The sequence below is a fragment of the Lelliottia sp. F153 genome, from assembly GCF_002870005.1.
Taxonomy (GTDB): domain Bacteria; phylum Pseudomonadota; class Gammaproteobacteria; order Enterobacterales; family Enterobacteriaceae; genus Enterobacter; species Enterobacter nimipressuralis.
In genome coordinates, this window is record NZ_PKFT01000002.1 from 369,246 (window position 1) to 391,156 (window position 21,911).

Genomic DNA, 21,911 nt, shown 5'->3' on the forward strand with positions numbered 1-21,911 from the left:
TATGGTCATCTCGCCGCATTCCCTGCGCCGGTTGTCCTACGCCCTGATCGCGCTGATGATCCTCAGCGCGATGGTGCTCATCTGGACGGCGGTTCAGCATCAGGAATCGACGCTGGCCATTCGCCCGATGAACCAGGGTGCCAGCGTGCCGGACGGTTTTTCTGTCTGGCACCACCTTGATGCCAACGGAATTCGTTTTAAAAGCATTACGCCGCAGGACGACGTTTTGCTGATTAAGTTTGACTCCAGCGCTCAAAGCGCCGCCGCGAAAGAGGTGCTCGACCGCTCCCTGCCGCGGGGTTATATCGTTGCACTGCAGGACGATGAGAGTCAGACTGCATTGTGGTTAACGCGCCTGCGAGACACCTCGCACCGGTTTGGATAATTACCAGGATTCTGAATCTTTTCACTCACTTTGGTGATAACCCCGTTTACTTACTATGCTTAAGTACGCGGAGCACCCCTCAGATGTTCTCCGCATGACACTGGAAACGCGGCATACTCTTCGGACTGCCGTAACACAATGGAAGGTTTCTACAATGAAATACCGCATCACTCTGGCTTTGGCCCTTTTGTCTTTGAGCACCGCGTCCTTTGCGAACACTCTCTGTCAGGAGAAAGAAAAGGACATCCAGCGCGAAATCAGTTATGCCGAAAAGCATAACAACCAGCACCGTATCGACGGTCTGAAAAAAGCGCTGAGCGAAGTGAAAGCCAACTGCTCGGATAGCAAGCTGCGTGCCGATCACCAAAAGAAAATCGCTGAACAGAAGGACGAGATCGCTGAACGCCGTCAAGACCTGAAAGAAGCGAAAGAGAAAGGGGATGCGGAGAAGATTGCTAAGCGTGAAGATAAGCTGAAAGAGGCCGAGGAAGAACTGAAAGCCCTGGAAGCTCGCGATTATTGAGTTAACGGAAATCTCAACAGGAGAAAATCATGTCTAAAGATACTACTTCAGAACATCTGCGCGCTGAGTTGAAATCCCTGGCGGATACCCTGGAAGAGGTACTGAACTCTTCAACGGACAAATCCAAAGAAGAGCTGAGCAAGCTGCGCTCTAAAGCGGAAAGCGCGCTGAAAGAGAGCCGTCATCGCCTGGGTGAAACCGGTGATGCGCTGGCTAAACAGACCCGTGAAGCCGCTGCGAAGGCTGACGAGTATGTGCGCGACAACCCATGGACCGGCGTAGGTATTGGCGCCGCGGTGGGCGTGGTTCTGGGCGTTCTGCTGACGCGTCGTTAATTATGGACGATCCACGTCACGCACAAGGGCCGGCTAAAAACGTCCTCGGCATCGGCCAGCGTATTTTGACGACGCTGGTGGGTATTGCCGAAACGCGAGTTCGACTGGCAGTGGTGGAGCTGGAAGAGGAGAAAGCGAATCTCTTCCAGATGCTGCTGATGCTGGGGCTCACCATGCTCTTCGCCGCATTTGGGCTGATGAGCCTGATGGTGTTAATCATCTGGGCGATCGATCCGCAGTATCGCCTCAACGCGATGATCGCCACAACGGTTGTGCTGTTGGTGGCCGCACTGATTGGCGGGATCTGGACGATGCATAAAGCGCGCAGTTCTACGCTGCTGCGTCATACCCGTCAGGAGCTGGCCAACGATCGCGCACTGCTGGAGGATGACAAGCCGTGAGTAGCACAACAGAGCGTCGCAAGCGCAAAGCGTATCTGCTAAGCCAGATCCAGCAGCAACGGCTGGATCTGACTGCCTGCCGTCGCGACTGGCTGGAAGTGACCCGTTCGTACGATCATGGCTGGAACACGTTGCTGAGCTTGCGCTCCTGGGTGCTGGTAGGCAGTAGCGTGATGGCCGTCTGGTCCGTTCGTCATCCCAGCATGCTGGTCCGCTGGGCCAGACGTGGCTTTGGCGCCTGGAGTGCATGGCGTCTGGTCAAATCAACGCTACGTCAGCAGCAGTTACGTTCCTGACACCACTGCTCTTTATGCCGGGTGGCGATTCCGTCTTACCCGGCTTATATTCCCCTCTTCCCTTCATTCGCAACTCTCACTCAATATCTTTGAAGAAGATTGACAGTTTTCCTTGCTAACAATTGTCATTCGTCACGTTTATTATCCTCTCCATCGACAGCAAACACGCGGTATCTACCCGGATTTGCACACAAAAAATCGTCAGCCGCGTAAGTGGTTTTCTGGAGAGTAAAATGAAAAAATTAGAAGATGTTGGTTTACTGGTTGCACGCATTCTGATGCCAATTCTGTTTATCACCGCGGGCTGGGGCAAAATCACCGGTTATGCGGGTACGCAACAGTACATGGAAGCCATGGGCGTCCCAGGGTTCCTGCTGCCACTGACCATTCTGCTTGAGTTTGGCGGCGGTCTGGCGGTTCTGTTCGGTTTCCTGACGCGTACCACGGCGCTGTTCACCGCAGGCTTCACCCTGCTGACCGCGTTCATCTTCCACAGCAACTTTGCGGAAGGCATGAACTCCCTGATGTTCATGAAAAACCTGACCATCGCAGGCGGTTTCCTGCTGCTGGCTATCACCGGTCCTGGCGCATTCAGCATCGACCGTGTTCTGAATAAGAAGTGGTAAGCACGCTATACTGAATAAAAAAGCGAGGAGATATCTCCTCGCTTTTGCTATTTGAAGACGGAATAAAGACGGAGGAATCAATGGGACAATTAGTCGACGGCGTCTGGCAGGATATCTGGTATGACACCAAATCCACTGGAGGACGCTTCAAGCGCTCTGTTTCGGCCTTCCGTAACTGGCTCACCGCCGATGGCGCCCCCGGCCCTAGCGGTGAAGGCGGCTTTGCGGCGGAGAAAGATCGCTATCATCTGTATGTTTCCCTCGCCTGTCCGTGGGCGCACAGAACGCTTATCGTGCGCAAACTCAAAGGACTGGACGCGTTAATTCCGGTTTCCGTGGTGAATCCGCTGATGCTGGAAAACGGCTGGACCTTCGACAGTGATTTTCCGGCGGCTACCGGCGACGACCTTTACCACCACGATTTCCTCTACCAGCTCTATCTGCACGCAGACCCGCACTACACCGGACGCGTCACCGTCCCTGTTCTGTGGGACAAGAAAAACCAGACTATCGTCAGCAATGAATCCGCCGAGATCATTCGCATGTTCAATACGGCGTTTGATGCACACGGTGCGCGGGCGGGTGATTATTATCCGCCAGAGCTGCGTGATAAGATCGATGAACTGAACAGCTGGATCTACGACAACGTCAATAACGGCGTCTATAAGGCCGGCTTCGCGACCAGCCAGGAGGCCTACGACGAAGCGGTCAGCAAGGTGTTTGAATCCCTGGCGCGTCTGGAACAAATACTCGGTCAGCACCGCTATCTGACGGGCGACCGCCTGACAGAAGCCGACATTCGCCTTTGGACCACGCTGGTGCGTTTCGATCCGGTGTACGTCACCCACTTCAAATGCGACAAACACCGCATCAGCGACTATCTGAATCTGTATGGTTTCCTGCGGGACATTTACCAGATGGATGGCATCGCGGAAACCGTCGATTTTAACCACATCCGCACCCACTACTATCGCAGCCACAAAACGATTAACCCGACGGGGATTATCTCCATCGGGCCGTGGCAGGATCTGGACGAACCGCACGGCCGCGATACACGTTTTCGCTAAATTTTAAGGGCATCCATGGATGCCCTTTTTTATTTCACTATCTGCGACTATCCTTACCTCGATCGCTTAAAAAACAAGAGATTGTCTGAATATCGAGGCATACAAATGGACTGGTATCTAAAAGTACTGAGAAATTACGTTGGGTTTAGTGGTCGCGCTCGTCGCAAAGAGTACTGGATGTTCGTTCTGGTGAACTTCATCCTCACCCTGGTGCTGGGTATCGTTGATAAAATTCTGGGGTGGGACCGCGCAGGTGGCGAAGGCATTCTCACCACAATCTACGCACTCCTGGTCTTTTTGCCGTCGCTGGCGGTACTGTTCCGCAGGCTCCACGACACGGATCGTTCGGCGTGGTGGCTGCTGCTGATTTTGATCCCGATCGTGGGCTGGCTGATCATTCTGGCCTTTAACTGCCAGGCCGGTACAGCGGGCGAAAACCGCTTTGGGCCAGATCCAAAATTACAGCCGTGAGCATTGCCCGGTGACGCGTCGCGATCCGGGCCTGCACATTGCACTACTTATTATGCGCGAACAGTTTTGGGATTTCGCGTAAACACCAGGACTTGGCCTCGCCCATGCTGTCACGGCGCCATGCCATGATGATATCCACCTCGTTGGTGTATTCCGGGCTGACCACGCGCAGGCGCCCTTCGGCGATATCTTTTTCCACAAACGGATAAGGCATTGTCGCCACCCCGAGGCCCGCTAACAGCGCCTGGCGCTTGTCTTCCAGAGAGGTCACCGTCAGACGCGGCTGTTTATCCAACAGCTGCACCGTGAGCACAGGGCGCTCACGTGCGGTATCCGCCACCGCCACGCCGCGATATTTCACGCGCGTCACTTCGGATAGTGGCTCCGGCTCCTGATGAATCGGGTGATCCGGCGCTGCCACATACACGTTCATCACGCTGTAGAGCTTGCGCGAGTTGATTTCGGACGAGGAGCGAAAGTGCATATCGGGGGCGATCACAATGTCCGCCCTGCCCGTCTCCAGCCGCTCCCACGCGCCTGCCAGCACTTCGGTAATGACAGAGAGCTGCGTATTGGCTTTGGCAGCGAGGCGCTCGACCAGTGGGAACAGGGCCGATGTCGGCACCAGCGCCTCGGTGACCAGCGTCAGGTGCGTTTCCCAGCCGCGTGCCAGCGCTTCGGCGTCGGTGGTCAGTTTATCGGCGGCCTCCAGCAGAACGCGTCCTCGCTCCAGCAGCATACGCCCGACATTGGTGAATTTTGTTCGGTGACCGGAACGGTCGAAAAGCACCACATCCAGCTCTTCTTCCAGCTTTTGCATGGTGTAACTCAGGGCCGACGGAACCCGCCCCAGCTCGTCTGCCGCAGCGGCAAAGCTGCCACGCCGGTCTATCGCGTCCATGACGCGTAGCGCCTCAAGCGTCAATGCTCTCTCTTTTGCCATCTCGTTCTCATTCAGGAAATTTGAACATACCGGGCAGAATATCTGGCTAACAATGAAGCGTCCATACCTTTACCATTGTTTTAGTGTAAAGAGAGGTCAGTTTTATGATTACGACAAGAACAGCAAAACAGTGCGGACAAGCCGATTTTGGTTGGCTGCAGGCCCGCTACACCTTTTCCTTTGGACACTACTTTGACCCAAAACTGCTCGGTTACGCCTCACTGCGCGTGCTGAATCAGGAAGTTCTCGCACCGGGCGCTTCCTTCCAGCCACGCACGTACCCGAAAGTGGATATCCTGAATCTGATACTGGAAGGTGAAGCAGAATATCGCGATAGCGAGGGCAACCATGTCCAGGCGAAGGCGGGCGAAGCGTTGCTGATATCAACGCAGCCAGGCATTAGCTACAGCGAACATAATCTCAGCAAAGATAAGACGCTGACGCGTATGCAGCTGTGGCTGGACGCCTGCCCGGAACGGGAAAATCCACTGGTGCAAAAGCTCAACCTGAGCGGCGACAAGCAGCAGCTGATTGCGTCCCCGGATGGCAGCCAGGGCAGTCTGCAACTGCGCCAGCAGGTGTGGCTGCACCATATCGAGCTGAAAAAAGGTGAACAGGCGAGCTTCCAGCTCCACGGGCCTCGTGCCTATCTGCAATCCATCCACGGCACGGTGCATGCCCTGACGCACACGGAAGAGAAAGAAGCGCTCACCTGCGGCGATGGCGCGTTTATCCGCGATGAAACGAACATCACGCTGGTCGCGGACACTCCCCTGCGCGCGCTGCTGATTGATTTGCCGGTGTGATATTGGTTATTACTTTTGCGTTGTCTCTTGATAAGCCTTTTAGCTCAAGAGACTTCGCAAGATGATAACGCCCCACTAATCCCCCTCTTATTACCTCGACATTTCCCTGCGGGAAATTTCACGCGTCATAATATTTACTTTTTAATTCCATGACTTTGACGACATTATTGAGTGAATTAAAAAGGCTACACTCCTCATCCGCATAATTAATTGTCGCAATACATTTTGTTAAATAATGATAAGGACATCATTGATTGAGCAACATAATCTATTTAACGCTGACGGGTGAGCGTCAGGGGGAAATATCCGCAGGTTGTGGAACAGAAAAATCTATTGGTAATCGCTTTCAGTATCGCCATGAAAACGAAATTCTGGTTTATCAGCTATCCTCCAGCAACGTCAGCACCGCTGGCGGCGTGCATCATCAGGGCTTGCGCTTCACCAAACCCACCGACAAAAGCTCGCCACTCCTGACTACCGCCATTAATGAGAATGAAAAACTGCGGCTCAGTTTTGATTATTACCGTACTAACCGCTTCGGCCGTCAGGAAAAATATTATCATATCGAACTGCGCGGGGCGTCGATTCAGGGGATATCCAGCTCGCATAAGAAAGACAGTCTGGATACGGAAAGTATCACTGTGAGTTATGAATATATTCGCAGTAAACATCTTATTGCGAATACAGAGTTCAGCAATCTGCTCCTGCCTGACGCCTATAACCAACTGTTTCCAGCCGATGAAATAAAAAAACCTGAAAAACGCAATATTACCCTGACGCTCGGTGTTTTTTTTGATGGAACCGGTAATAACGCCGTGAACACGCAAAACATGCTCGCCGCCTGTACCGCCGCGCACTTTGACATTTCTGATCCGGATGCAGAAAGCATTCTTGCCCGCATGGCGCAGGAGCAGATGGGCGTCTCCGGTACAGGGGCCACCAGCTATACCGGCGGGTATACCAATATTCACTGGTTAAATACGTTGTACAAAACGGATCTCCCCATTGAATCAGGGCAGGCGCAGGCGGCCATTTATGTGGAGGGGATCGGCACCGAAGCCGGCAGACCAGACAGCATGATTGGCCTGAGTTTAGGCGTGGCCGATACGGGGGTGATCGCGAAGACGGACCTTGCGGTGAAGCAGATTGCAGAGGCGATAAAGGATGCTCTGCGCAAGTTGCAGCAAAAAATGCATGGGTGTGTGGTTAAGGTCACCTCCTTCCAGTTCGATATCTTCGGATTTAGTCGCGGCGCAGCAGCGGCACGCCACTTTGCCAATCGCATTCAGACGGAAGATCGGGACATTATCAATGCGATTCGCTACGGAATGAATGATGTCGAATACGCTGGCGCACCGGCCGGGAAAACGCGATTTATCGGTATTTTCGATACCGTCGCCGCCATTGGGACACCGCAAAATGGTCTCAACCCGCACACAGCGAATACCGGTGACGTGAATATCGTGTTGCGTCCCGGCGTGGCGGAGAAAGTCTTCCATATCACGGCGCAGCACGAGTGCCGCTTTAACTTCGCCCTGAACAGCGTGCAACCCGCGTGGCCGGAGCTGGCTCTGCCCGGCGCGCATTCCGATATTGGCGGCGGCTACCTGCCTGCGACACGGGAAAACATCTACCTGACCCGACCGGAAGCAGTCACCGTGCCGCTGGATACCCCGCTGGCGGATACGCGAACTTACAGACATGCCATGAAACAGCTATCGATACTCGAATCCTCTGCGGTCGCGGCACCGCTCATTCGCACTAATGACATTACAGCTGACGCCTGGGAGGACACGAGAATGCCTTCCCATCCAAGAGACGGGATGCAGAAGCGCGCATTTGCTGCTCTGACAATGAAAAAACGGATCGTGAAGAACGACTGGTCGAAGGTGGTGCTGCGGGTAATGATCGATGCCGCGCAGGATGCGGGGGTGGAGTTTGAGTCGATCGATTCAACTAAACCTGAATACGCTCTTCCAGCAGAACTTATGCCCCTTTGTGATAAAGCTATCACCTCCAGCAAAGCGGCACGTTTAGGTAAATCGACACCTTCCTTCACAGTCGCTGAAAACGACCTTGTTGCTCAAAGCTACATACACTGCTCAGCAAACTGGAATAGCATTGTACTTGATAGCAAAAGGAAGCCCTACGGTGGCACCTCTGTGTCGGAGATCCTTAGTTTTGTAAACCGGCCAGATGAAAACTGGCAGCGCACAACCTACAACATGGACGGCAATAAACGATGAGATATGGAAAACTATTCTTCCTTGCGCTGATGCTGACGACAACAGGCTGCCATTATGGTGCCCCCTCAACGCCAGAAGACACTGGCGAAATGCCGTTTGGCATGTTGGGCTTCGCTTTTTTTACACCAAAAGCGTTGCCTGCTGATGTCACTTACGTTGGTTTCATTGATGACAAAAAGGTTATCTATTCATTCAAAACACTTGATAGCGTGGAGAATGATTATTCCAGCGTAGGGCAATGGGATAAACGTTATATGCGTTTTGCGCAGTTTAATAAAGCCCGCCATCCGCCCGTGACGATGTTGTTTTGCTGGGATTCAGTCATCGATAAAAAAACGTATGAAACGCGGATTACATTCCCTGAGTCTATGAGAAAAAAAATGTACATCTCGACGGGAATAGACATGTTTGGAGAAAAAGCGTGGTACAGCACGATTCTTTTTGGTCTTGCCCCAGAAGGTAAAGTTAGAGTCTGGCTGCAAAATACCGCCGGTGGCGATAACTTGCCCATAGAACCAACAAAGATCTCTACGCTGTCGGTCGATAAACTAGACGGCTGTAAAGGGATCACTCAGCACCCCAATGGCTATCTCTACTATGGAGAAACGCCTGAATTCATTAAAGGCAAAACCTACCCCTACGGTGAATGGTGAATTAACACGCTCTTTTAATCAGTCCAAAAGAATAAATCATCAGCAAACATCCCATAAACGCCCGCGACAAACGCGGGCATCGAATTATTCGCTCAGCGCGTTCGCCATATCCGTTTTGATCTGCTTACGCTGTTCCGGCGTGAGCACCTGGCTGACGTCGAAGTAGTATTTCACGCGGTAATAACGCGCCTGCTCTTCCACCTTGCTGAAGGCCGCGAGCTGGTTTTTCACCACGCTTTCATCCCATTTTCCTGCCTGGAACATATCCACCAGCGCGCCATCTTTTACGCCGGTCATCGGGATTTTGCTGACGTTGTCTTCCAGTTTCTGATGCAGATCTTCAATTTTCTTCACCTGATCGTTGCTGAGTTTCAGATGCTGAACAAGAGGATCTTGTGAGGGGGACGGTGCGGCTTCAACGTTTGCCGCCTGCGCTGCAAAACTACCACCCGCCAGTGAAAGCGCGAGCAGAGCGATACGGGTCATTTTCATCATCTTACTGTCCTTAAATTGGGAGAGGGAAAAGCAGGTGCATTGTTTTTCAAGACCGGATGAAGATGTGTGATCAATTATATAAACAAATTTGTATGTGCAGCGGGCAAAAAAAAGCCCCCTTCAGCGAAGGGGGCGTGGTCACGGGTGTTGGCTTAAATGGCCTGGGTAAAGGTTCGTGAAATAACGTCCTGCTGCTGCTCGCGCGTCAGAGCGTTAAAGCGCACCGCATAGCCCGAAACGCGGATCGTCAGGTTTGGATAATTCTCTGGATGTTCAATGGCATCCATCAGCATTTCCCGGTTCATGACGTTGACGTTCAGATGCTGCCCGCCTTCGATGGCCGCCTCGTGGTGGAAATACCCGTCCAGCAGGCCGACAAGGTTGGTTTTACGTACCCCTTCGTCTTTGCCCAGCGCCTGCGGCACAATCGAGAAGGTGTAAGAGATCCCGTCCTTGGCGTAGGTGAACGGCAATTTCGCAACAGACGTTAACGACGCTACCGCCCCTTTGCGATCGCGTCCGTGCATCGGGTTCGCGCCCGGCGCAAACGGTGTGCCGCCGCGACGTCCGTCCGGGGTGTTACCCGTTTTCTGGCCGTACACCACGTTTGAGGTGATGGTCAGAATCGACTGAGTCGGCACGGCGTTGCGGTAGGTTGGCAGCGCCTGAATTTTCTTCATAAAGCGCTCAACCAAATCGCAGGCGATGCTGTCCACACGATCGTCGTTGTTACCGTACTGCGGATACTCCCCTTCAATCACGAAGTCGACGGCCAGGCCCGTATGGTCGCGCACCGGTTTCACCGTCGCGTACTTAATCGCCGCCAGGGAATCCGCTGCCACCGACAGGCCCGCGATCCCGCAGGCCATTGTGCGATGCACGTCGCGGTCGTGCAGGGCCATCAGGGAAGCTTCGTAGCTGTATTTGTCGTGCATAAAGTGGATAAGGTTCAGGGCGCTGATGTACTGCACCGCCAGCCAGTCCATAAAGTGGTCAAGGCTCGCCATCACGGTGTCGTAATCCAGCACGTCATCCAGCAGTGGCTCGGTTTTAGGTCCGACCTGGATTTTCAGTTTCTCATCCACCCCGCCGTTGATTGCATACAGCAGCGTTTTGGCGAGGTTGGCGCGCGCACCGAAGAACTGCATCTGCTTGCCAATCACCATCGGGCTGACGCAGCAGGCGATGGCGTAGTCATCGCTGTCGAAATCGGCGCGCATCAGATCGTCGTTTTCATACTGCAACGAGGAGGTGGCGATCGACATCTGCGCGGCATATTTTTTGAAGGCAATCGGCAGCTGTTCTGACCACAGAATCGTCAGGTTTGGCTCCGGAGCAGGCCCCATGGTATTGAGCGTGTGCAGATAGCGGAACGAGGATTTGCTGACCAGCGTACGCCCATCCAGCCCCATCCCGCCGATTACTTCCGTGGCCCAGATCGGATCGCCCGAGAAGAGTGTGTCGAATTCCGGGGTACGCAGGAAGCGCACCATGCGGATCTTCATGATGAAATGGTCGATCAGCTCCTGAGCCTGTTGCTCATTCAGGCGCCCGGCCTTCATGTCACGTTCGATATAGATATCAAGGAATGTCGCAGTGCGGCCCAGGGACATCGCCCCGCCGTTTTGCGATTTCACCGCCGCCAGATAGGCAAAGTAGAGCCACTGCACCGCTTCCTGAGCGTTCATGGCTGGACGTGAGATATCACACCCGTATTTCGCCGCCATCTCCTGGATTTGCAGCAGTGCTCGGCGGTGCTCAGACAACTCCTCGCGCAGGCGAATGGTCGCCTCCAGCTCCTCACCGCGCTCCATTTTCGGCTGCAGATCGGCAAACTGCAGTTCACGTTCGCGCACCAGATAGCTGATGCCGTACAGCGCCACGCGGCGATAGTCGCCAATAATGCGTCCGCGCCCGTATCCGTCCGGCAGACCGGTAAGCACGCCGGATTTACGGCAACGCATCATCTCCGGCGAGTAGACGTCAAACACGCCCTGGTTATGGGTTTTGCGCAGATGGGTGAAGAGATACTCGAACTGCGGGTCCATCTCGCGTCCGTAGGCTTCAAACGAGCTGCGGATCATGTTGATCCCGCCATACGGATGCAGGGCGCGTTTCAGCGGACGATCCGTTTGCAGGCCGACGATCGTTTCCAGCTCTTTCTCAATATAGCCCGGCCCGTGAGCGGTAATGGTGGTCGCGACGTTGGTGTCGAAATCAACGGGAGCGTGAGTAGCGTTCTCCTGACGAATCCCCTCCATTACCTTCTTCCACAGCGCCGTGGTGGCTGGCGTGGCAGGCGCTAAAAAGTGCTCATCACCCTCGTACGGGGTGTAGTTTTGCTGGATGAAATCCCGCACATTAATGCTTTCCTGCCAGTCATTTCCGCAAAAGCCGGCCCACGCGTCGCTGTAGGGAGCGACACGAATATCGATATTTACCTTCATGAGTTTCTCTCTGTGTCAGGCGATTTCCGCAGCCAGACGGACCTTTCCAAGACGGAGGGCATCCAGTGCGATCATTTTTTCTTCGTTGGTTGGGATCACGGCGCACGGCACGCGGGAGGTGTCAGCGGAGATGATGCGCTCACCCTCGCTACCCGGCAGGGCATTTTTCTGCTCATCCAGCTCGATTCCGAAAACCTTCAGGCGATCGGCTACCAGTTGGCGTATCAGTCTGGAGTTTTCACCAATTCCTCCCGTAAAGACCACGCCGTCCAGACGGTGCAGGGAGGCGGCGTGACCGGCGATATGGCGAGCGATGCGATGAACAAAAGTCTCAATCGCGAGGCGGGCGCGCTCGTGACCGTCGTGCCAGGCTTTTTCTAGCGTGCGTAAATCAGACGAGAGGCCGGAAAGCCCCAGCAAACCTGACTCTTTATTCACCACGCGCTCAAGATCCTCCAGCGTTTGCCCGGTTTGCTGTGCAATCCACGCCATCGCGCCAAAATCGACATCGCCGCAGCGCGTCCCCATCACCAGCCCTTCCAGCGGCGTCATGCCCATGGAGGTGTCCACGCTGTGCCCGTTACGGACCGCGCAAATCGACGCCCCGTTGCCCAAGTGTGCAATCACCAGCCCGCTATCGGCTTCGGCAATATTCAGCAGCGAATACGCCTGTTGCGAAACATAGCGATGCGATGTGCCGTGGAATCCGTAGCGGCGCACGCCCAGCTCTTCGAAGAAGCGGTACGGCAGGCCGTAAAGATAGGCCTCGGGCGCGAGCGTCTGGTGGAAGCTGGTATCAAACACCGCGACCTGCTGCACGCCGGGGAACAGCTGCTGAGCCGCTTCCACGCCGCTGAGATTGGCGTAGTTGTGCAGCGGGGCCAAAGGCGAAACCTGACGAATCTGATCGATGACCTTATCGGTGATCAGGGTGGACTCGCTGAACAGGCTGCCACCGTGAGCGATGCGGTGGCCAATTAAGGCCACGCTGCTCATCAAATCGCGCTTTTCCAGCTCCAGGGCGATGGCAGCCAGCGCCCCTTCGTAGTCCTTGCGAGCCAGGGTGACTGGCTCGCTCCCGTTCACGGATATAAAGGCACTTTCAGTGTTCACGCCATCTGCAATACCGGTCATCAGCGCGTCACAGCTCGCTGCGTCCAGCACCGAAAACTTCACAGATGACGATCCACAGTTAATGACCAATACAACCGGAAATTCATTCATGTCTTCACTCCGCTCATCCTGAGCTTTGAATCAGAAAAGTTTGTATACGATATTCAGAATGGTCAGCAGGCCAATCGCCGTCACAAAGATGTTCTCGGTTCTGCCTTTGTATTTCGCCAGCGCTGGCGTTTTGCGGATGGCATACATCGGCAGCAGGCACAGCAGAGAGGCGATAATCGGCGCACCCATCGCTTCAATCAGGTCCAGAATGTTCGGGTTGGCGTACGCCACGACCCAGGTGGAGCCCATGATGAAGATCATGCTGATGGTGTTCAGTTTGCCGACGGAAACTTTCTTCTTATCGCCTTTGTAACCAAACTTCAGGACCAGTCCGTTCAGCCCTTCCAGCGTGCCCAGGTAGTGGCCGAAGAAGGATTTGAAAATGGCAACCAGAGCGATGATCGACGCGCCGTACTCCAGCACGGTGGCGAAGGTCGATTTGGTCCCGGAGAGCGAAGCAAAGTGGTTGGCCAGGTAAGAAAGCACCGGAATGTTCTGCGCTTTGGCTTCCGCCATGTTCTGCGGAGAGAGTGTGAACAGGCAGCTAAAGGCGAAGAACATCACCACCGCCACCATCAGCATGCTGGCGCGACCGATAATTTTGGAACATTTCTGCTCGGTGAACTCTTTACCGAATTCGCCTTCGTACTCTTCACGTTTCGACACCACGAACGATGAGACGATTGGCGAGAAGTTGAAGGAGAAGACCATGATGGAAATCCCCAGCCAGACGGTGACCAGAATGCCATCGTGCCCGGTGAAGGAGATGTCGCTCAGGTTAACCTGGTCAATAACCGCCGAGTTCCAGTAAGGGATCAGGGACAGGGAGATCAGCACCAGGCTGGCGATGAACGGGAAGACCAGGAAGCTCATCACTTTCACCATCAGGTCTTTACCAAACCAGATAACGAATGCCATCAGCAGCAGCAGGAACAGGGCCACAAAGCCACGGTTCAGTGCGGGAAGCTGGAGCTGGTTTTCCCAGAAGGTCATAAAGGTGTTTGTAATGGTAACGCCGTAAATCCACAGCAGCGGGCAAATCGCAAAGAAGTAGAGGAAGGTGATCACCACCCCGCCAGTCTTACCAAAATGCTCTTCCACCGTCTCGGTAATGTTGCCGGACGGATTGCTGCCGGACAGGCACAGACGCGCCAGCGCGCGGTGGCAATAGAAAGCAATAGGATAGGCCAGCAGCAGCATCAGCAGAATCGGTATCAGCCCGCCAAAGCCCGCGCGAATCGGGAAGAACAGCACGCCCGCGCCGATTGCCGTACCGAACAGCCCCAGTGTCCAGGTGGTATCTGATTTTCGCCAGGAAGACGTTTTTGTCTGACTGGCAATGATAGTTTCAGAGTTGCTCATAATTTATCCTTATTTATGCATCAACGAGGCCGGTAATTTGGGAAACGCGGGAAAGGTCGATATTGCCGCCGGAAATAATACTAACCGTTTTGCGCCCCTGAATATAATGATCCAGTTTTCCGCTTAATAATGCAGCCGTTGCCAGTGCGCCAGCCCCTTCTGTCACCACTTTATTTCGTTGGATCAGTGCGACCATGCTGTTACGAATATCGTCTTCGCTCACCAACACGATGTCGTCGACTAATTCACGAACAATTTCGAAGGTTAAATTACCTGGACGAGAAACATCGCAACCGTCGGCTAATGTGCCGGTGGTACGGTGATTCATAATTTCTCCGGCGTAGTAAGACGCCGCCATACCGTGCACATTTTCGGACTGCACACCGATAATATTAATGGTCGGGTTGATGGATTTAATGGCCGTGGCGATCCCGGCGATTAATCCGCCGCCGCCGATAGGGACAATCACGTTATCGACATCATATAAGTCTTCGAGAATTTCAAGACCAATGGTGCCCTGTCCGGCAATCACTTTGACGTCGTCATACGGCGGAATAAAGATGCGCCCTTCCTGCTCGACGATTTCGCTGACTTTGGCGATAGTGTCGTTAAAGTTCTCACCGTGCAGTACCACTTCGGCGGAGTAATCACGCGTGGCGGCCACTTTCGATTTTGGCGCGCCCATCGGCATGACAACTTTGCCGTCAATACCGAGCATGGCGCAGGAGAGCGACACACCCTGAGCATGGTTACCGGCGGAACACGCCACCACACCTTTGCGGCGTTCAGCTTCGGTTAAGGAGCTTAATTTGTTAAAAGCACCACGAATTTTAAACGAACCGGTGCGCTGCATATTTTCAAACTTCAGGAAAATTTCGCCTTTGCAGCGCTCGCTCAGATAATTAGAACGCGGCATGCCGGTTTTATAAATTTTACCAGCCAGTCGTTTGCGGGCATCTTGTATTTCTTCAATCGTTACCGGAAGATCGTAAGTAATGTGCATATAATCCTCTTTATAATAATTCATATTCTGTAAGCAAAGTCTGGGTGTCAGCGAGGGAATTCCCTCACCGGGTGTTTTATAATGGTACGTCTCAATTCATTGTTCAGTTATGGTGAGCTGTTTTCGCCTTTCACTGTTTTGCGCGGAATATTGCTTCGCCAACTCCACTAATACCGAAGCGGATTTTTTAATACGATAATTTTTTGACCAGACGGCGGCATAACGTGCAATGGGTAATTCATCTTCCACGGGCAGTACGACAAACTGGTCGGAACCGAATGGCGTAATCATGTCTCTTGGGATCACGGTGAGATAATCGGCGTTGAGAACCAGGTTATAGATGGTGACGACGGAATCGGTCTGGACGATGTTTTCGATGCTGATGTGGTTGTTCTGGAGAGTGGTTAATAATTCTTTGTAGTAGCCCATATCGGTTTGCGGCATCACCCACTGCTCGTTGGTGAGCGATGCCAGTGTCGTCGTTCCGGTGCACGTTCGCGTTTTACTGGCCACCAGCACAAATTCCGATTCAAACAGTGGCTCAACGTGCAGATCCTGTAACAGCATTTCATCACTCAGGGTGCCGATGGCGAAATCCAGTCGCCCATCGCGGATGGCAGGCAGGAACGAGGAGAGCTGTGCTTCAAACATCGAGACTCGCGCTTTCGGGAACACTTCTTTGAATTTTTTGATCATGCTGGAGAGGAACGTAAAACCAATCAACGACGGATAGCCGAACGAAACGTCGATGACGGTGCTGAAGCTCAGGTTGTTCATCTCACTGACCATATTCTTCATTTCGCGGGTGATGGACTCGGAGTACGCGAGCAACGTTTGCCCTGCGCTGGTCAGCTTCACGCCGGTGTTCTTGCGCACAATCAGTTCGACACCAAAGTAGGATTCGATATCGTTAATGATTTTGCTGACGGCCGGTTGAGTCAGGCCAAGTTGACGGGCGGCAGAACCAATAGATCCACTTTTAATGACTTCCTGAAATACAACTAAATGTTGTGTTTTCGGTAGAATAATAGTGCTCATCATATTCTGCTCTTATTTCCTTATCCGTGGCAGGATTCTACCCATTATTGATGACGAGGGTATGTGCTGTTACTCACAGATTACTTTTTCATACCAGTTACACCCTCACAAAATCACCAATTAACATATATAAATCATAGGTTTATCATTTGCCTTATCAATAAAACGTCTGATATTGATCAATAAATCTCAGGGAGATAAATTAATTTTATGGCGATAACCACGATCTATTTATGGCAATAAACCAGAGGGAATAAAGGTGATATTTCAGGCAATTAAAGGCGAATAAATAGACGTTATTTGCTTTAAACATTTTTGTATATTATCAAATAAGTTAATAAATATTTGCCCGCAGGGGAAAAAGCGTCGAGGGCATCACACATTCACAGGGCAAATGTATTGAAAGGAAAGATTTCATTAATTTATACGCCATAAAGAAGACACATTTCAGCAACAGCAGTAACATCAAGTCAACACTGCGAAATGGCGATTTTTTAGCGCGTAATTTTGTGAATGCGATCTCTAATCTCGGTAAAAAAACATCATTTCACTCAAAAGCAGTGAAATGTGCTTATTGTCGCAAAAATGGGAATTCGTTCGGTTTCACGAAGGCGGTGGTGAGGAGCAAAAAGCAAAAACCCCGCCGAAGCGGGGTTTTCTTAATAGTTGAAGCTGACCGATAAGCCGGGTTCTGTCGTGGACAGTCATTCATCTAGGCCAGCAATCGCTCACTGGCTCAAGCAGCCTACCCGGGTTCAGTACGGGCCGTACCTTGTGAACCCCTATTTGGCCTTGCTCCGGGTGGAGTTTACCGTGCCACGGACTGTTGCCAGCCGCGCGGTGCGCTCTTACCGCACCCTTTCACCCTTACCTGATCCCGCTTGCGCGGGCCATCGGCGGTTTGCTCTCTGTTGCACTGGTCGTGGGTTTCCCCCCCAGGCGTTACCTGGCACCCTGCCCTATGGAGCCCGGACTTTCCTCCCCTCCGCCCGTCTCCCCCCGAAAGGGGACGACGACGAAGCGGCGACTGTCTGGTCAGCTTCGGCGCGAAGTATAGAGGGTTTAGGCGCCGCTGTCACCCTTGCGTGCGCATCCCCACCTGCAAAGTCGCTGCGATGTTGCGTGACGAGCGATAAATGTTATCAAACGCCCCACGGAAGGCCTCTTCCAGCGAGCCAATGCTGTTCAGCACGCTGAACACCGCATCGATACCGTACTGATGCACCACACCAACGTCGCTGGTCAAACAGCCTGCAATGCCGATTACTGGTTTATGGTATTTTTTGGCGACGTTCGCCACGCCAACCGGCACCTTGCCGTGAATGCTCTGGCTGTCGAGCCGCCCTTCGCCCGTGAGCACCAGGGTGCAGTCGTGGATATGTTCTTCGAGGTTCAGCGCCTGGGTGACAATCTCAATCCCACTGCGCAACTCCGCGCCGAGAAACGCCATCAGCGCCGCGCCCATTCCCCCTGCCGCGCCGGAGCCAGGGACGTTTTTAACGTCAATCGACAGGGATTTCTTAATCACGTCAGCAAAATGGCTGAGATTGCGATCGAGTTCGACGATTTTCGCCTCATCGGCCCCTTTTTGCGGACCAAAAATGCGTGATGCGCCATTCTCACCGATCAGCGGATTGGTGACGTCACAGGCCACGCGAATCGTGCAGCCTTTTAAGCGCGGGTCCAGACCGGAAATGTCGATACTGTTCAGCGCCATCAGGCTGCCGCCGCCGTAGCCGATCTCCGTGCCGTTGGCATCACACAGCTTCGCGCCCAGAGCCTGCACCATACCGGCACCTCCGTCGTTGGTCGCGCTGCCGCCAATGCCAATAATAATGTTGCGCGCGCCTTTATCCAGCGCGTTCAGAATCAGTTCGCCCGTGCCGCGAGAGGTGGTAATCAGCGGGTTACGCTGCGCCAGGGGCACCAGCGCCAGGCCGCTGGCAGCGGCCATTTCGATAATCGCCGTTGCACCATCGCCGGACATTCCCCAGCAGGCATTCACTTTTTCGCCCAGCGGACCCGTGACAATGGCGTGTTGCTCTGTGCCCTGGGTGGCGGCAATCATCGCTTCGACCGTGCCTTCTCCGCCATCAGCGACCGGCACAGACACATACTGAGCATCAGGAAAAATTTCCCGAAAACCTTTTTCTATCGCCTGAGCTACCTCGGAGGCAGAAAGGCTTTCTTTATAAGAGTCAGGGGCGATTACGATTTTCATAGTTGTAGCCTGTTACTGCACAACGCCGGATGGCGTTTCACTTATCCGGCCTACAGGGTAGGCCCGGATCGCTGTGCGCTATCCGGGCAGAACGTCATTAGCGAGTGACTTCCACTTTCGCCAGTTTTTCGTAGTAGCAGGCAATGGCGCTATGGTCCGCCGTTCCCAGACCATCGGCGCGCAGGGCCTGCATCATCTCCATTACCGCTGCGGTCAGCGGCAGCTGTGCGCCGACACCATGGGAGGTGTCCAGCGCGTTAGCCAGATCTTTAATGTGCAGATCAATGCGGAAGCCCGGCTTGAAGTTGCGATCCATCACCATCGGCGCTTTAGCATCCAGCACGGTGCTGCCCGCCAGACCGCCGCGAATGGCCTGATACACCAGATCCGGGTTCACGCCCGCTTTGGTCGCCAGCGTCAGCGCTTCAGACATCGCGGCAATGTTCAGCGCGACGATCACCTGGTTCGCAAGCTTAGTGACGTTACCCGCACCGATTTCACCCGTATGCACCACGGAACCGGCCATCGCTTTCATCAGATCGTAATATTTGTCGAAAATCGCTTTATCGCCGCCCACCATCACCGACAGGGTGCCGTCGATGGCTTTTGGCTCGCCGCCGCTTACTGGCGCGTCCAGCATATCCACGCCTTTCGCTTTCAGCGCTTCGCTGATTTCGCGGCTTGCCAGCGGGGCGATAGAGCTCATGTCGATCAGTACCAGGCCCGGCTTCGCGCCTTCGATCAGGCCGTTTTCACCCAGCGCCACTTCCTGCACATGGGGTGAGTTCGGCAGCATGGTGATAACCACATCGCACTGCTCGGCAATCGCTTTTGCCGTAAGGGCCGTTTCGGCACCGGCGGCAATCAGCTCCGCAATGACTTCTGGATTACGGTCAGAAACCACCAACGAGTAACCTGCTTTGATGAGGTTTTTACTCATTGGTTTACCCATGATACCCAGGCCAATAAAACCAACTTTCATTGTCATAACGTTCTCTCTCTCACGTGTCGATGGTGGTTATTTTTTAAAGGAATCAGCTAATTTCTGCGTTGCAGAGCGGAAGACGCCGAGATCGCTGCCGACGGCCACAAAGGTGGCGCCCCACTCCAGATAGCGGCGGGCATCGGCCTCGACCGGCGCAAGAATGCCGCACGGTTTGTTGTGAGCTTTCGCTCGAGCGAAAATGTGTTGAATGGCGCGCTGCACGTCCGGGTGGTTGGCGTTGCCGAGGTGGCCCAACGCCGCAGCCAGATCGCTTGGGCCGACAAAGATGCCGTCCACGCCGTCGGTGGCAGCGATGGCATCCACATTGTCCACGCCATGCTGGCTCTCAATCTGAACCAGAATGGTGATGTTCTGGTTGGACAGCGCAAAGTAGTCCGGCACGGTGCCAAACATGTTGGCGCGATGGGAAACGGACACACCGCGAATGCCTTCCGGCGGATAGCGGGTCGACGCCACGGCCTGCACCGCCTCTTCCACACTTTCCACAAACGGGATCAGGAAGTTATAGAAGCCGATATCCAGCAGGCGCTTAATAATCACCGGTTCGTTGGTCGGTACACGCACCACCGGCGCGCTGCTGCTGCCTTTCAGCGCCATCAGCTGAGGAATAAAGGTGCTGATATCGTTCGGCGCATGTTCGCCGTCGAGCACCAGCCAGTCAAAACCTGCCAGACCTAAAACCTCGGTGCTGATCGGGCTTGCCAGCGCAGACCAGCAGCCAATCTGAATCTCTTTCGCCGCCAGGGCCGCTTTAAACTTGTTCGGGAAAATATCGTTACTCATCGCTTTTACCTTCAATGATTCGTGATGTTGAGGCGCTTATTTCTGCAATTCCATACGCTTGATGTCACCCACTACGAACAGGTAGCAGAACATCGCCATCAGCGCAGAGCAGCCAACGAAGACCAGCGCCGCATTGAATGAATGCAGTTCACTCACCAGATAACCAATCACCAGCGGGGTGACAATCGACGCCACGTTACCGAAGACGTTGAACACGCCACCACACAGGCCCACAATCTCTTTTGGCGCGGTATCGGAAATCACCGGCCAGCCCAGCGCACCAAAGCCTTTTCCGAAGAACGCCAGCGCCATCAGCGCAACGACCAGCACCGTGTTATTGGTGTAGTTGCACAGGATAATGGAGGACGCCAGCAGCATACCGAGCACAATCGGCAGCTTACGCGCCAGGGTGATCGACTTGCCGGTTTTAATCAGGTGATCCGAGAACACACCGCCCAGCACGCCGCCCGCAAAACCACACAGCGCCGGGATGGAGGCCACGATGCCGACTTTCAAAATCGACATTCCTTTTTCCTGCACCAGATAAATCGGGAACCAGGTGAGGAAGAACCAGGTAATGGTGTTGATAAAGTATTGACCAAAAAATACGCCCAGCATCATGCGGTTGGTCAATAACTGTTTGATGTAATGCAGCTTTGGACCACTCGCCGCTTTATCGCCCGGCTTTTTATGATCCATATCGACCACCGCGCCACCGTCAGAGATAAACTTCAGCTCCTCGGCAGACATACGCGGGTGATCGGTGGGGTTATGAATGAACTTCACCCACATCGCCGTCAGGATGAAACCAATGACACCCATCACGGTGAAAACATGTTCCCAGCCCCACGCGAAGGTCAGCCAGCCGAGCAGCGGAGAGAAAAGTGCCAGCGAGAAATACTGCGCGGAGTTAAAAATCGCCGAGGCGGTGCCGCGCTCTTTGGTCGGGAACCAGGCCGCCACAATACGGGCGTTAGCCGGGAACGACGGCGCTTCGGAGAACCCGAGCATAAAGCGCATACAGAACATGGAGATACCGGCCCACGCCAGCGGGAAGAGATCGACAAAGCCCTGCAGGAAGGTAAACAGCGACCAGAAAAACAGGCTATAGGTGTAGACTTTTTTCGAGCCAAATTTGTCCAGCAGCCAGCCGCCGGGGATTTGCATCAGCAGATACGCCCAGCCAAACGCGGAGAAGATGTACCCCATGGATACGGCGCTGAGCTGCAGCTCTTTTGCCACTTCTGTCCCGGCAATCGACAGCGTGGCGCGGTCAGCGTAGTTCACTGCCGTCACAATAAATATAATCAGTAATATTAAATGTCGGGTATGAATACCCTTTTTCGTTTCTACAGCTGTTTCCAGTGACATGTTTATTTCCTCAGGCACATCGATCTTGGTATTTTTATTATTTTGGAAAAGTCTTTACTGATTATTTATCGATAGCAGGCAATATCCGTTAATTAACCAGATGCAATGAAATCGTGATTAAGTATAAACATCCGTCCGCCCCTGCACATTGTCGCATCGCTCAATTATCACCGCCTTCATGAACGTTATTTTGAGCATATGCACAATCG

At 53.6% G+C, this 21,911-nt stretch carries 22 protein-coding genes and 1 other RNA gene; 11 read left to right on the forward strand and 12 right to left on the reverse strand.

The features are described 5' to 3' along the window. Position 1: 1 nt before the first annotated feature. The 8 genes from mzrA to F153LOC_RS08905 all read left to right on the forward strand — a co-directional run bounded on the left by mzrA (position 2) and on the right by F153LOC_RS08905 (position 4,104). Complete coding sequence (mzrA, locus tag F153LOC_RS08870; RefSeq protein ID WP_100778810.1) at positions 2 to 385, forward strand: EnvZ/OmpR regulon moderator MzrA; 384 nt, start codon at positions 2 to 4, stop codon at positions 383 to 385. 154 nt (positions 386 to 539) lie between these two features. After that, on the forward strand, positions 540 to 908 hold the full coding sequence (locus tag F153LOC_RS08875) for a DUF1090 domain-containing protein (RefSeq protein ID WP_100778809.1): 369 nt from the start codon (positions 540 to 542) through the stop codon (positions 906 to 908). 29 nt (positions 909 to 937) lie between these two features. Beyond that, complete coding sequence (locus F153LOC_RS08880; RefSeq protein WP_100778808.1) at positions 938 to 1,243, forward strand: YqjD family protein; 306 nt, start codon at positions 938 to 940, stop codon at positions 1,241 to 1,243. A 2-nt stretch (positions 1,244 to 1,245) separates the two neighbouring features. Next, positions 1,246 to 1,644, forward strand: coding sequence for a phage holin family protein (locus tag F153LOC_RS08885; RefSeq protein ID WP_100778807.1), 399 nt, complete (start codon positions 1,246 to 1,248; stop codon positions 1,642 to 1,644). Then, positions 1,641 to 1,940: a YqjK-like family protein gene (locus F153LOC_RS08890; RefSeq protein ID WP_100778806.1), complete on the forward strand. Its 300-nt coding sequence runs from the start codon at positions 1,641 to 1,643 to the stop codon at positions 1,938 to 1,940. Before F153LOC_RS08885 ends, F153LOC_RS08890 begins: the two co-directional genes overlap by 4 nt. Positions 1,941 to 2,173: 233 nt before the next feature. Further along, on the forward strand, positions 2,174 to 2,566 hold the full coding sequence (locus tag F153LOC_RS08895) for a DoxX family protein (protein ID WP_184957379.1): 393 nt from the start codon (positions 2,174 to 2,176) through the stop codon (positions 2,564 to 2,566). 80 nt (positions 2,567 to 2,646) lie between these two features. Next, a complete protein-coding gene (locus F153LOC_RS08900; RefSeq protein WP_102104845.1) occupies positions 2,647 to 3,633 on the forward strand; it encodes a glutathione S-transferase family protein in 987 nt (328 codons plus the stop codon). Between the two features lie 105 nt (positions 3,634 to 3,738). After that, positions 3,739 to 4,104: a DUF805 domain-containing protein gene (locus tag F153LOC_RS08905; RefSeq protein WP_102104846.1), complete on the forward strand. Its 366-nt coding sequence runs from the start codon at positions 3,739 to 3,741 to the stop codon at positions 4,102 to 4,104. A 43-nt stretch (positions 4,105 to 4,147) separates the two neighbouring features. Here the strand turns inward: F153LOC_RS08905 and F153LOC_RS08910 are convergent, their stop codons facing one another. Then, complete coding sequence (locus F153LOC_RS08910) at positions 4,148 to 5,047, reverse strand: LysR family transcriptional regulator (RefSeq protein ID WP_100778803.1); 900 nt, start codon at positions 5,045 to 5,047, stop codon at positions 4,148 to 4,150. Between the two features lie 104 nt (positions 5,048 to 5,151). Between F153LOC_RS08910 and F153LOC_RS08915 the strand changes: the two genes are divergently transcribed. From F153LOC_RS08915 to F153LOC_RS08925, 3 genes are all read left to right on the forward strand, one after another. Next, entirely contained in the window at positions 5,152 to 5,853 is a 702-nt protein-coding gene (locus F153LOC_RS08915; protein ID WP_102104847.1) for a pirin family protein, read from the forward strand. A 254-nt stretch (positions 5,854 to 6,107) separates the two neighbouring features. Continuing rightward, positions 6,108 to 8,099, forward strand: coding sequence for a type VI secretion system tube protein TssD (gene tssD / locus F153LOC_RS08920; RefSeq protein WP_102110579.1), 1,992 nt, complete (start codon positions 6,108 to 6,110; stop codon positions 8,097 to 8,099). Next, positions 8,096 to 8,752 carry a DUF2931 family protein gene (locus F153LOC_RS08925; RefSeq protein WP_102105460.1) on the forward strand — a complete coding sequence of 219 codons (657 nt, stop codon included), beginning with the start codon at positions 8,096 to 8,098 and terminating at the stop codon, positions 8,750 to 8,752. The genes tssD and F153LOC_RS08925 overlap by 4 nt, the downstream gene beginning before the upstream one ends. 84 nt (positions 8,753 to 8,836) lie before the next feature. On the opposite strand, the gene F153LOC_RS08930 is transcribed toward F153LOC_RS08925, so the two are convergent. The 11 genes from F153LOC_RS08930 to F153LOC_RS08980 all read right to left on the reverse strand — a co-directional run bounded on the left by F153LOC_RS08930 (position 8,837) and on the right by F153LOC_RS08980 (position 21,702). Beyond that, a complete protein-coding gene (locus F153LOC_RS08930) occupies positions 8,837 to 9,247 on the reverse strand; it encodes a Spy/CpxP family protein refolding chaperone (protein WP_100778800.1) in 411 nt (136 codons plus the stop codon). A gap of 152 nt (positions 9,248 to 9,399) precedes the next feature. Then, positions 9,400 to 11,694, reverse strand: coding sequence for a formate C-acetyltransferase (gene pflB, locus F153LOC_RS08935; protein WP_102105461.1), 2,295 nt, complete (start codon positions 11,692 to 11,694; stop codon positions 9,400 to 9,402). A gap of 15 nt (positions 11,695 to 11,709) precedes the next feature. Then, positions 11,710 to 12,918 carry a propionate kinase gene (gene tdcD / locus F153LOC_RS08940; RefSeq protein WP_102105462.1) on the reverse strand — a complete coding sequence of 403 codons (1,209 nt, stop codon included), beginning with the start codon at positions 12,916 to 12,918 and terminating at the stop codon, positions 11,710 to 11,712. 30 nt (positions 12,919 to 12,948) lie between these two features. Further along, on the reverse strand, positions 12,949 to 14,280 hold the full coding sequence (tdcC, locus tag F153LOC_RS08945) for a threonine/serine transporter TdcC (protein ID WP_100778797.1): 1,332 nt from the start codon (positions 14,278 to 14,280) through the stop codon (positions 12,949 to 12,951). Between the two features lie 13 nt (positions 14,281 to 14,293). After that, complete coding sequence (gene tdcB, locus F153LOC_RS08950) at positions 14,294 to 15,283, reverse strand: bifunctional threonine ammonia-lyase/L-serine ammonia-lyase TdcB (protein WP_100780814.1); 990 nt, start codon at positions 15,281 to 15,283, stop codon at positions 14,294 to 14,296. A gap of 96 nt (positions 15,284 to 15,379) precedes the next feature. Continuing rightward, entirely contained in the window at positions 15,380 to 16,321 is a 942-nt protein-coding gene (tdcA, locus tag F153LOC_RS08955; RefSeq protein ID WP_100780813.1) for a transcriptional regulator TdcA, read from the reverse strand. Between the two features lie 664 nt (positions 16,322 to 16,985). Beyond that, an RNA gene (gene rnpB, locus F153LOC_RS08960) (RNase P RNA component class A) lies at positions 16,986 to 17,364 on the reverse strand. Between the two features lie 32 nt (positions 17,365 to 17,396). Then, on the reverse strand, positions 17,397 to 18,542 hold the full coding sequence (gene garK, locus F153LOC_RS08965) for a glycerate 2-kinase (protein ID WP_100778796.1): 1,146 nt from the start codon (positions 18,540 to 18,542) through the stop codon (positions 17,397 to 17,399). Positions 18,543 to 18,639: 97 nt separating this feature from the next. Next, complete coding sequence (gene garR, locus F153LOC_RS08970) at positions 18,640 to 19,530, reverse strand: 2-hydroxy-3-oxopropionate reductase (RefSeq protein ID WP_100778795.1); 891 nt, start codon at positions 19,528 to 19,530, stop codon at positions 18,640 to 18,642. A 30-nt stretch (positions 19,531 to 19,560) separates the two neighbouring features. Further along, positions 19,561 to 20,331 (reverse strand): 2-dehydro-3-deoxyglucarate aldolase, encoded by a 771-nt coding sequence (gene garL / locus F153LOC_RS08975; protein WP_102105463.1) that lies wholly within the window; start codon positions 20,329 to 20,331, stop codon positions 19,561 to 19,563. Between the two features lie 36 nt (positions 20,332 to 20,367). Then, on the reverse strand, positions 20,368 to 21,702 hold the full coding sequence (locus F153LOC_RS08980) for an MFS transporter (protein WP_100778793.1): 1,335 nt from the start codon (positions 21,700 to 21,702) through the stop codon (positions 20,368 to 20,370). Positions 21,703 to 21,911: the final 209 nt, after the last annotated feature.